Raw genomic sequence first — 11,771 nt, forward strand, 5'->3', positions numbered from 1 at the left:
GGACGAGACGGATCTGACGACGAATGCGACGGCGAGCTTCGCCAGCGCCTTCACCTCGAGTTATGGCGCCGATGGCGCCGGCACGACCACCTATGCGCTGGGCTTCAATGCCGGCGCGACGGGGCTGGTCGACACGGCGAGCGGCCAGGCGGTGGTGCTGAGCCTCGAGGCTGGCCAGGTGGTCGGCCGTGCGGGCGTCGGCGGCGTGATCGTGTTCACGGTCACCACCGATGCGTCGGGCAATGTGACGCTCGACCAGCAGCGTGCGGTGGTCCATCCGACGACGGACCCGAACGAGCCGGTCAGCCTGAACGCCGACAATCTGGTGACGCTGACGGCGACGATCACCGACAAGGATGGCGATCATCAGTCGGCGACACTGAACATCGGCAACAACCTGACCTTCCTGGATGACGGCCCGTCGGCGGTTACGCCGGACTATGCCGTGCTGTGGAATGGAGCAGGGAACCCGGTCACATTCGCCCTGGACGAAGACCACACGCTGTCAAGCAACTACGGGGCGGACGGCGCCGGCACGGTGAAGTTCGCGGCGTCTCTTGACAACGCGGACAGCGGTCTGATGTCAGGCGGCGCGCACATCATCTACGACGTGTCGGCGGACGGCCATACCTTGTATGGTATTGCCAACGGCGCGACGGTGTTCGCGGTCACGCTCGACCCCCAGACTGCCAATCCGACTTATTCCGTGGACATGAACGGAACGGTCGACAGCCCGACCAACGTGACATTCACTGACGGAACGTATGCCTTCTACGGCAGCAACAAGTCCTGGGCCGGCTTGGTGCCAACGAATCAGGACAGCAATCCTGTCAACGATAACTCGCGTGACGTGCTTTTCACGCCCTTCGGCACCGGTACGACGATCAATGGGAACGCGAATTCCTTTGGCGTCGGCGGTGGTGCTGGCGGACAAAATATCGGCGCGGGCGAAGGCATAAGGGTCGACTTTGTCCAAGACTTGACTGGGGCCGCCCCCGGCAATCACATCTTTGACAATCACTATCTGGCCAATGGCGCCAGCTTCACGTTTGGCGATGGAACCAGCAACACCGTCCTTCAAATTACCGCTCGCGACGACAACGCTACTACCGGCACCGACGGTAACACGACAGTCGGCGACGGCCACCTCGATTCGGTCTCGTCAATTGCAATCACCTATGACGGGGAAACGCAGGTGGTCGCGTATGCCGACATCGGCACCACGGCAACACCATATACGCTAGGCAACCCGGGAGGGTTGACGGACAGAAGCTATACGGTTCACTTCGTCGATTTGGGAGGCGGTCACTATGCCGCCCAAATAACGGGTGTGCTCGATGCGAATGTTTCCATCGCGACGTTCACGGCCGACGGCTACAATAGCCTGGAGCTGTTGAATGCATCTCCGTCCGTCGACAGCGGCAACGACTTCGCCATTACCGGATTCGGCGCGGCCGTTCAGACCACCGATCCCGTCAACTTTCACCTACCGATCGAGATCGTGGATGCAGACGGCGACAAGGCGACAAGTGAGATCGGCGTGACGCTGAGTGGGACTGCATTTCAGGATCACTCTGCAGACGCCGCGGGCGCGTCTCATATCTACACGTCGACGGTGGCCATGCCTGACATTATCGGGTCTGCTTTCGGCGACACGATAACGGGCGACGGTTTTGCGAACGTGCTGTATGGAGGAGCCGGAGCCGACACGTTGAACGGGGGCGGCGGTAACGACACGCTCGTCGGCGGCGCCGGCACCGATACGCTCAATGGTGGGGCCGGCAACGACTTCCTCGTCGGCGGCGCAGGAGCGGATACGATGACCGGTGGCACCGGCGCCGACACGTTCAGGCTCGATCATCTCGACATCAAGGATCTTATCACCGACTACAATGGTGGTCAGGGCGACAAGATCGACCTGACGGCCCTGTTCGAGACGGCCCCTGCTGGGGTGGCCGACTTCGTAAAATACGATGCGGGAACACACACGCTCAGCGTCGATGCCAATGGCACAACCGGCGGCGCCAATTTCGTGGACGTTGCCGTGTTGCAGAACACGCCCGCCGGCACGATCACTGTGCTCTACGACGACACGGCGCATGTACAGCACACGGCTACGATTTAACGGCATGGCGCTCGGTCACGCGACTATGTTATACATTGCTAATATCGAGGGGAGCTCATCCATGAATCGTTCTATAAGACTGCTGGTTTCCGCTGCGACGCTGTTGCTGGCAGTCGGGTCGACGGGCTATGCCGCCGACATCATCGAAGGTCCGTCGGTCGACTATTGTCGCGTTGCCGGGACGTCCAACCTGGTGCTGACCGACAATATCGTCGACCTCAAGGAGCAGGTGGTCAAGCTGATGGACGAGTCGGTCGCCGCCGCCAACAGCTCGGAGTGGATCAACTCGTCCCGGCCGGTCTTCGTCTGGGCATCGGAAGCCAAGGTCGCTTGCGGCATGGCCTATGGCTACCTGAAAACGAACTATCGCGACGAAGATACCCTCAACAAATGCGAGTGTTTTCACGATCGCATGGTCGAGTACATGCACTGACCGGATAAGCGAACCGACGCCTGTTGGCCATCATGATAGCCGACGGATCCTTTTTGAGGACAATCGCCGCAGCGATTGCGTTGGCTGGCTTTGGTCAGGCTGTCACGCCGGCCCGGGCCAACTGGCTGGAGCGACCTTCCGTGCAACAACGGCAGCCGTCCGAGATGACGCGGCCGACGCACTGCGACGCGGCTACGCAGTGGACCCGGCAGACCTTCAAGGCGTTTGCGAGTTGCCAGGCATCGATCTATGGCCTCGAGCCGGTGCTGGCGCATGCCGTGATGGAGATCGAAAGCGGGTTCGATCCTGACGTGCAGGGCGCCGACGGCGAAGTCGGCCTGATGCAGGTGATGCCGGCGACGGCGCGAATGCTCGGCTTTCGAGGCTCCCTCGACGAGCTGAGCGCGCCGGCGACCAACATCGCGCTCGGGGTCAGATATCTTGCCCAGGCCAACAAGCTGGCCGCGGGCGACCTGTGCACCACCGTCATGAAATATCGCGCCGGGCACAATGAAAGCCGGTTCTCGGCGCTTTCGGTCCGCTACTGCTTGCGCGCGCGGGCAATCCTGGCAAGACAAGGGATTGAAGTGACCGGGCCGTTGCCGGTGGCGACATTCGGCTTCTCCGCTTTTTCGTCGGAAGGAGAGGGTGGGGCTCCAGCCCAGGGAAAAGGCGTTTGCGTGCGCCGCGTGTTCGTGCCCGGGCCCCGATACATGAAATGTGCCGACTATCGGACTGCCGGCCAAGCAAGACAGATCAAGGCGCTTAGAGCCAGGCTTTTCGAAGGCTAAAGAAACTACAGACGGCACGGCAAGTGCGCCGTAACATGCGTTGAAGACCAGACCGGGAAGCATACTCGGCGGCACATTGGGTGGAGCAATCATGGAAGCTGGCCGACAGGGCTGCTGTCTGCGGACATGGGCAATCGCGTTTGCGCTCACCACGACATTGTCAGGCTGCCAGTCGAAAGGCGGTGTTTCCGAAGTGCTCGATCCGGCGGCGATTGCCGCGCCTGGCGGGCAGACTGGCGACGCGGGTGCCGGTCCTGCCCAGGCGACCCAGTCGCTGGGCACCGGTTCGACAAAAATCACGATGTTGCTGCCGTTGTCGGCTCCCGGAACGGCAGGGGAAAACGGCAGGAAGATGCTCGATGCCGCCAAGCTGGCGATGACGGATGTTGGCAATGGATTGCTTACGCTGACGGTAGAGGACACGAAAGGCGACAGCGCACAGGCCGGCAAATTGGCGATAAGTGCGATAACGACGGGGTCGAAAGTGGTCATCGGCCCAACCGAACTGCCGGCAGCCCAGCATATTGCCACGCTGTCAGGGTCGAAGCGTCCACCGGTGCTGGCGCTTGCCGACAATTTCGCAGGCGGTGCTGGGGTTTATGCCGTGCGACTCAGCGAAGCCGACAGTGCCGCAGCGGGCGCCGCGGGGCTCGCTGCCAAAGGCGGCAAGAAGTTCGTGTTGCTTGTCGCGGAAGGCTCAAACGCCAGCGCGGTGGAGAAGCGGGTCGCCAACGGCCTCAGCATTTATGGTGCGACGCTCGCGGTCACTGTCCCGTATTCGGCCAGCGACGGTGGCGCGAAGGCCGTCGACGAAATGGCCTCGCTCGTGGACACTCCCGACGCCGTGATCGTCGCCAATGGCGACGGCAGCCCATCGCCTATCCTTGCCACCCTCAGGTCAAAGGGCATTCCGGGAAAGGCAATTTCCGTCGTCGGAACCAACCGGTGGCTGGAGCATCCCATGGATCCGCTGTTTGAGGGGGCATATATCGCCACGCTCGATCAGCGCGAAACCGGACCGATCGCCGACCGCTTCAGGGCGACATACAACTACCCGGCCGACGTCAATGTGGCCTATGCTTATGATATGGTTGCGCTGACAGCAGGGGTTGCCAGTGCGGTCGGGCCCGATGGCTTCAGCAAGCAGGTTCTCGAAAATCCAAACGGGTTTCGTGGGTCGACAGGTCTGTTTCGGTTTCGGGCTGACGGATCCAGTGAACGATCAATGCCGTTTTACCAGATTCAAAAAGGCGCGCTCAAACTGGTTGCGAAATCAACGTCGGGTTTCTGATCGGCTTTGGGAACCCGGTCAATCTGATGGGCAGACTGGCTGATGGGTAGACTGGCTGATGGTTAAGCTGGGCCCCAGCCGCTTGGCGATTGCGCTCGGAAGCCTCCTGCTCCTGGCCGGGGTACTGCTGATCATTCAGGCCGGGGCTTTGCTTTCGGTCGATCGGCCGATCCTTGCCCCTTCGCAAAACAGCGGGACGCAGCCGACCCGAGTGGCTGCGTCCATCGTCGAAGAACACCGACGAGAACCCGCGCGCAAGGTTGCTCAAGACCTCATCGCTCCACCACAGCTTGATCCTGTGCAACTCGAACGGGTCGGGCCCCGTCCGCCGCTGACGGACCTTGGTCTGGCTGTGCCCCCGAAGACACCGATGCCGGAGGATTGGCGGGAGGTGCTGCTCTTTCGCCCGGCTGCCGCAACGTCCGCGATCTTCGCGTCCATGGGCCGGACAGTAATCATCAGCGGGGTGCAGGGCATCGACCTCGACAGAACCTGTTCGTTTCATGATGTCACCTGGCCTTGCGGCGAGCGCGCACGTGCCGCCTTCAATTCCTGGGTTAGGGGACGCGCGCTGAAATGCTTCGTGCCACCGGACGTCGAGCGTTTTGCCATCGCCGCCCAATGCAGGCTGGGCAAGCAGGACGTCGGCGCCTGGCTTGTGTCCAACGGCTGGGCCACGGCGCTGCCGAGTGGCATCTATGGCAAAGCGCAAGTGACTGCTCAGGGCGCGGGGATGGGCATTTTCGGTCCGCCACAATAGGCTGCGAGAATCAAAGGACCGGAGCAGCGTTCGCCGAGGCCGCCGTTGATTGTTCAGCGGCCGTCGGCATTCCATTGATTAACCTTTACGGCGCAAATTTCCGGTGCAAGCCGGTTGCTTGAACAGTATCGGGTCTCATAGTTCAAATTGTATGCTTCTCGGAAACTGAAAATGCTGTACGCCGGCTCTATGCTGGCTGATCTGACAGGAGATTAGCCAATGGCACAAACCACAGCGACCGCCTCCGCGCAGGCATGGAGAAGCGCCGCATGGCTGACCTTTCTAGGAACAGCCGGGAGCCTCGGTCTTTCTCTGGGTTTCAACTATCTGCTCTTGTTCAGCGACGCGTTCACGCCGTTCGGGCGCAGCATGATGACAGCCGTGCTGCTGCCCGTGGTCATTGGTCTGCCGCTTTTCGTACTAATCGGCTGGCAGCAGATCCAAATCCGCAGCTGCCGTCAGGAACTCAACAGGTCCGGAACCTATGACAGGTTGACAGGCTGTCTGAACGGGCCGGTCTTCACGTCGATGGTCGAAAGAAGAGCAACAAGGCCATCGGCGCCGGGACCACGCTCGGGCGCCTTCCTGGTCATTCATTCGGAACATCTACGGTCCATCAATCTGCGCTTTGGCCTTGAATGGGGCGACGAGGCTTTGCGGCTCATAGCCATAACCATACAATCATCAGTACGCGCGGATGATCTGGTTGGACGCATAGGGACTTCCATGTTCGGGGTCTTCCTCTCAGGCGCGACCGAAGCAGAAGCCAAGGAAATCGGCGAGCGTATCCGCACGCGTGTCGCGCAAGTCTATTTCGCACCAAAGGGAACCGAGGATGCCCTGACCATCAAGGTCGGCGGCGTGATGTTTGAGAAAGAGATGGAGTTCGCGGACATGTTTCAGTTCGCCGAACAGGGCGTGTCAGACACCCAGGATGACGCCAGGTTTGAATTGAAGCATCTCAACAGCTGACGGCTTTCGGGCAGCCTATGGCTATTTTTCCCGCATCGCGCGGCGGAAGTTCTGCGTGATCGGCTCGGCGAGGTAAGAAAGCACGGTGCGAGCACCGGTCCGGATCATCGCCTCGCTCGACATGCCGGGCAGCAGCTTGCGGCCCTCCAGCTTGGCGAGTTCACTCTTGTCGATCAACACGGTTGCGGCGAAATACGGTGCCCCGCTGCGCTCCTCCACCATGCGGTCAGCCGACACGATCTCCACGACGCCGTCGAGCGGCGGCAGGTTGTAGCGGGCGAAGGCCGGGAAGCTGACGCGCGCGGGCTGTCCGGGGGCGATCGTCTCGACATCTTCAGGTTTGACCATAGCCTCGACCACGAGTTGTTGTCCGAGCGGGACGACTGTCATCAATGTCTCGCCGGGTTTCACGACACCGCCCGTCGTGTGGACCTTCAGGTCCATGACGATGCCGTCAACCGGTGCGACGACATTGGTACGGGTCAGCACGTCCTTGGCGGAACGCTCCTGTTGCCTGAGGTCAAACAATTCCGCCTCGACCTTGCTCAACTCCTCGACGGCCTCGTTCAGCCGCACTGTGCCGAGGTTCAAGATCTGCATGTCGATCTCGGCTATGGCGCTTCTGGCACGAGCGATTGCCGCGGTGTTGGTCGCGCGCTCCCCCTCGATCTCCCTCTGTTGTCGTTTGAGCAACAGGTTCCGCTCGCGCGTGGTCAGCCCCTTCTTGAGCAGCCCCTCGAGGTCCTTGCTTTCACCCCCGATCGCCTCGATCTGCTTGTCCTCGGTGACGATGAGCTCCTTCAGTCCGTTTATCTCTTCCTGTATCTGGTTATGGCGCTGGCTGAGGATTTCCCCCTCATCCTTCAAATTGTGCTGCTTCGCCGCGAACACGTCACGCTGTGCGGCCACCGCGTCCCTTGCGGCGGTAGCGGGGTCTGCGAGCAACGCCGGATCGAACTCGATCTCCGGCTTGCCGTCCCGCTCGGCCCTGAGACGCGCGGCTAGCGCGTCGCGCGTTGCTATCCGGTTCTGGATCAGGTCAAGCTGCGTCTTTGCCTGTGTGTCGTCGAGCCGGATAAGGACCTTGCCCGCCTTGACGATATCACCGTTGGCGGCGTTCAGGTCCGCGATGATGCCGCCCTCGAGGTGCTGGATCAGCTTGCGGTCGCCGGCGACCTTGATAACGCCCGGTGCTACAGCGGCGCTGTCCAAAGGCGCCAGCGCCGCCCAACCGCCGGCGACGCCGAAGAACAGGAACATGATCGCGAACCCGGTGCACGTCACGCCCGTCAGACGCAGGGGTAGCGGTTCCAGCAGGGACGGTGGCGGCACGGGCAACGGCACGACGTTCAAGTCCGGGGAACGGCTCATGCTTCTTTGACTTCCTTGACCACTTCGAGGGTTGGCAGCGAGGCTCCCATCGGCATCTGGGTCACCTTGCGGGCGCGGTTGGCGAGTTCGTTGAAGACATAGTCGCGCGGGCCGAAGAGGTCTTGCTGGCCGTGGTTGAGGACCAGCACCTTGTCGACCTTCTCCAGGATATTCGGTCGGTGCGCGATCAGGACGATGGTCGTGCCCGCCACCTTGACCGCGCTGAGGGCTGCGATCAATGCGTCCTCGCCATCGCGGTCGAGGTTGGAATTGGGCTCGTCCAGTATAAGGAGTGGCGGGTCGCCGTAGAGTGCCCGCGCCAGGCCGATGCGTTGGCGCTGCCCGCCTGACAGCACCGCGCCGGATTCGCCGATCTCGGTGGCGTAACCCTTAGGCAGCCCCTTGATCAGTTCGTGAACTCCCGCCAACTGAGCGGCCTTGACCACGTTGTTGAAGACCGGCGGGTTGAGCTGCGCGAAGCGGCAGATGTTTTCGGCGACGGTACCGGCGAAGAGCTCGATGTCCTGCGGCAGGTAACCGACATGATGACCACGGTCCTCCGCCGCCCATTGGGCAACGTCCATGCCGTCCAGCAACGCACGCCCCCCGGATGGACGCCAGGCACCGGCCAGTATTCGCGCCAGGCTCGTCTTACCGGCCGCGCTCGGGCCGATCAGCGCCATTGCTTCACCCGGACTGAGCCGGAAGTTGATCCCTTTCAGAATCGGCTCGCCACCCTGTCGGGCAAGCACGAGGTCGTCGGCCTCAAACCGCCCCTTCGGTCGTGGTAATGGCAGAACCGCTGTGGCCTCCGGGTGCTGTCCGGCGACCGCGGTGAGACGCCGGTAAGCGGCACGCGCTCCGACCGTGGCCTTCCATGTGGCGATCGCTTGTTCAACTGGGGACAAGGCGCGACCCATGAGAATCGAGGCGGAGATCATGATGCCGGCCGAGGCTTCGTTGCGAACCACCAGATAGGCACCAAGGCCCAGTATGGCCATTTGCAGGGCGAGCCGGTGACAACGCGCCATGGCCGCGATGACGCCGCCACGGTTGGCGGCAAGGACTTGTCCTTTGTTCGCCTCGTCCTGCTGCGCCTTCCAGCCCTCCAGCAGTGGCTTTAGCATGCCCATCGCCTGGACGACCTCGGCGTTTCGGATCGCAGCTTCAGCCTGCGTGTATGCCCGCGACTGTGCGGTTGCGGCCTCGGTCAAAGGCTTGCGCGTGAGGTATTCGTTGAGCACCGCCAAGGCGAAGAGTACGACCCCGCCGACCAGCGCCAACCAACCCAGCCAAGGGTGCATGAGGAATATGGCGGCGAAAAACAGAGGCGCCCAAGGCGCGTCAAGGATAGGGAAGATGCTCGGGCTCGTGAAGAAATTCCGCACTTGATCGAGGTCGCGCAGCGGTCGGGCATTGGCATGCCCGGGCGCCGAGGCGGCATATTCCACCGATGCGGTCAGCAGAACTGGTGCCAACCGCGCGTTCATCCACGATCCGACTTTAGCCAGAAGGCGCCCGCGCACCACTTCCAGCCCCGCCATTGCGACGAGTGCCCCTGCCGCCATCAACGACAGCATCACCAGCGTCTCCAGGCTGTGGCTGGACAACACCCGGTGATAGACCTGGAGCATGTAAAGCGCCCCGGTCAGCATCAGCACGTTGATGCCAGCGCTGAACCAGATAAGCGGCCGGATGGCACGTCTGGCCTCTTTCATCACCACTTGCAGGGCAGGGGGCTGTTGGTTGGCTTTCATCATTTATATCTCTGCGGGGTGCTGCTTCGTGCGCAGATGGCGGGAGGCAACTTTAGCTGCCTCCCGTCGCTCAGTGATCAGGCGACGACGTCAACGGGTATGTGCTGCGTCGCCGTCGTATCGGCGTCCGCGTCCGCGATCTGGAACGCGAAGTCGAGGTTGGCATTCAACGTCCCGGAGGTCGTCTGCACGAAGCCGATGTCCACGATCTTGAGGACATCGTTGTCCTGCGCCTCCCAAGCTTGCGTACCACTGCTTGCGCCTTCGACCGGGATGGTGTTGGGGTTGTCGATGATCCCGTTCAGGTTAATCGCGGATCCTGTCAGCCCGTTGCCGGATTGCATGATCTGCATCCCCTGAATTTTGAAGTTCTCACCGGCGGCGAGGTTGTAGTCGTTGCTCTCGATAATGAGGAGGGCGTCGTTGTTGTCGAGCGTGAACTCGGTGTTGTACGGGGACGGCACACCACCGGTCGAAAGCTTGAAGAAGTCTTGGTTCTCGACAAAGATCGACCTCGTGGTTTTGACGTCGTCGGCGGTGGATGCTGTGCCTTTGTCATCGATCAGGTCGAGGACCACGATAAGATCCTCGGAGTTCCCGATACCGTCGAACTTGATGGCGACGCCGGACACAGAGTCTGTCGGGGTGGTTTTCTCAGTACCACCACCGGGGGCACCGGGGTTCACGTCCCCGAGAATGTTCTCGTTGAAGAACCGCAGCGTCAGCAGTTCGTTCTTCTGGATCGTGTCACCCGCGACACCGTTCGTGGATTGGGTTGCCGACACCCAGTCCTCGAAGCTGCTGGTGACGAACTGGCCGTTGTTATAGGCAGTGTCGAGAGGCGGTCCGTCCGGTGCGCCGTCACCCGAGCCGTTGAAGCCGAAAGGAGAGCCGGCAGGGTTCGTGTTCGCTGTGAACTGCACATAGAACCCGTTGGTGTCGGTGGTGCCGTTGTTGAGGTCAAGTTCCGTCACCACGAGTTCCGGGTGTCCGGTGTTACCGGGAGGTGCCTTCCGCAACAGTTCGGAGGTGTGCAGCACGTTGAAGCTGAACCCGTCGATCGGGTCCGCCAGGGTGATGCTGTAGGTATCGGCGGCCTTGTCGAAGGTCAGGGTGCCGCCCGCCGTGGCATCCTGCACGCCAGCCGTGATCGGGTCCTTGTCATAGTGGAACGAGAAGGTGAACGTTGCACTGGCGGCGTCCTCCGACGTCAGTGTCGCCACGGCTTGGGTAATGCCGGGGGTGCCCGGGTTATCGACCGTGCCGGTCAAGCTGATCTGGACACCGGCGAGGCCTGTGTTGATGTCGACAAAGTCGGAACCACCGCCCGTGTAGAATGCAGCGTTGTGACTGTCTTTGCCGATGTCGTACCCGAAGGCTCCGGTAGCAGTTGCGTTCAGCACGTTGTGCAGGGTCTCATCCTCGACGGCTGGGGTACCGGGGTCACCGTCGAACGGCACAGTGATCGTGGGGCCGTCATCCTGGAACTGCACGGCATCGCCGATACCGGTCGAACTGGTCGCTGTGTCGCCGTCACCGTCGGTGACCGTCACCACCGCCAGCAAGGCGCTGTCGGTGATGTTCACCGACTCGTCGTGGCTGGCTCCCGGGGTCGGATGATGGATCGAGGCATACTGCGCCACGCTGACGACGCCGGTCGTGCTGTTGATGGCGACAGCGAACGCCGCCGCCCCACCGGCCCCGCCGATGCGGCCGACCACCAGATCGCCTTCCTTGAACAGGAAGATGCTGGTGCCGGCGGTCGTGTCGAGGCCGGAATCCACGCCGGCGGCGGACACCGCCAGCGAGAATGCCGTCGTGCCGCCTTCCTGGTCGGCGCCGAACGAGCTTCCGGTGGAACTCACCACCGCGCCTGGGTCCTGCGCGTAGCCGGTCGGGCTCAGATCGGAGCTGACATTGCTGACGCCCGCAAACAGGGCGACGACCGCTGGTGCCGTGGTGTCGTCGGCATCTGCCTGGATGCCTGCAGTCTCGTCATGCGCCACTGTGGGAGCGCCCTGGACGATGCCCGCCGTCGGGCCGTCATCCTGGAACTGCACGGCATCGCCGATACCGGTCGAACTGGTCGCTGTGTCGCCGTCACCGTCGGTGACCGTCACCACCGCCAGCAAGGCGCTGTCGGTGATGTTCACCGACTCGTCGTGGCTGGCTCCCGGGGTCGGATGATGGATCGAGGCATACTGCGCCACGCTGACGACGCCGGTCGTGCTGTTGATGGCGACAGCGAACGCCGCCGCCCCACCGGCCCCG

The 11,771-nt window shown here is 62.1% G+C and carries 9 protein-coding genes; 6 read left to right on the plus strand and 3 right to left on the minus strand.

The window, feature by feature from the left end:
- The 6 genes from AC1D08_RS33380 to AC1D08_RS33405 all read left to right on the plus strand — a co-directional run.
- Positions 1-2,125 (plus strand): DUF5801 repeats-in-toxin domain-containing protein (locus AC1D08_RS33380; RefSeq protein WP_477425287.1); only part of this gene is annotated, 2,125 nt, incomplete at its 5' end.
- Positions 2,126-2,186: 61 nt separating this feature from the next.
- Complete coding sequence (locus AC1D08_RS33385; RefSeq protein WP_457154162.1) at positions 2,187-2,558, plus strand: hypothetical protein; 372 nt, start codon at positions 2,187-2,189, stop codon at positions 2,556-2,558.
- A 140-nt stretch (positions 2,559-2,698) separates the two neighbouring features.
- Complete coding sequence (locus AC1D08_RS33390) at positions 2,699-3,349, plus strand: lytic transglycosylase domain-containing protein (protein ID WP_457154161.1); 651 nt, start codon at positions 2,699-2,701, stop codon at positions 3,347-3,349.
- 91 nt (positions 3,350-3,440) lie between these two features.
- Positions 3,441-4,640 (plus strand): type 1 periplasmic-binding domain-containing protein, encoded by a 1,200-nt coding sequence (locus AC1D08_RS33395; protein ID WP_457154160.1) that lies wholly within the window; start codon positions 3,441-3,443, stop codon positions 4,638-4,640.
- A 58-nt stretch (positions 4,641-4,698) separates the two neighbouring features.
- Positions 4,699-5,400 carry a thermonuclease family protein gene (locus AC1D08_RS33400; protein WP_477425290.1) on the plus strand — a complete coding sequence of 234 codons (702 nt, stop codon included), beginning with the start codon at positions 4,699-4,701 and terminating at the stop codon, positions 5,398-5,400.
- A 219-nt stretch (positions 5,401-5,619) separates the two neighbouring features.
- Positions 5,620-6,372: a GGDEF domain-containing protein gene (locus AC1D08_RS33405; RefSeq protein ID WP_477228961.1), complete on the plus strand. Its 753-nt coding sequence runs from the start codon at positions 5,620-5,622 to the stop codon at positions 6,370-6,372.
- Between the two features lie 21 nt (positions 6,373-6,393).
- On the opposite strand, the gene AC1D08_RS33410 is transcribed toward AC1D08_RS33405, so the two are convergent.
- From AC1D08_RS33410 to AC1D08_RS33420, 3 genes are all read right to left on the minus strand, one after another.
- Positions 6,394-7,743, minus strand: a complete 1,350-nt coding sequence (locus tag AC1D08_RS33410; RefSeq protein ID WP_457154647.1) for an HlyD family type I secretion periplasmic adaptor subunit — start codon at positions 7,741-7,743, stop codon at positions 6,394-6,396.
- Positions 7,740-9,500, minus strand: a complete 1,761-nt coding sequence (locus tag AC1D08_RS33415) for a type I secretion system permease/ATPase (RefSeq protein WP_477228963.1) — start codon at positions 9,498-9,500, stop codon at positions 7,740-7,742. The genes AC1D08_RS33410 and AC1D08_RS33415 overlap by 4 nt, the downstream gene beginning before the upstream one ends.
- Positions 9,501-9,577: 77 nt before the next feature.
- Positions 9,578-11,771: DUF5801 repeats-in-toxin domain-containing protein (locus AC1D08_RS33420; protein WP_477425292.1), on the minus strand; the 2,194-nt coding region annotated here is incomplete at its 5' end.

This window comes from Mesorhizobium sp. P2_E6 (genome assembly GCF_056403835.1).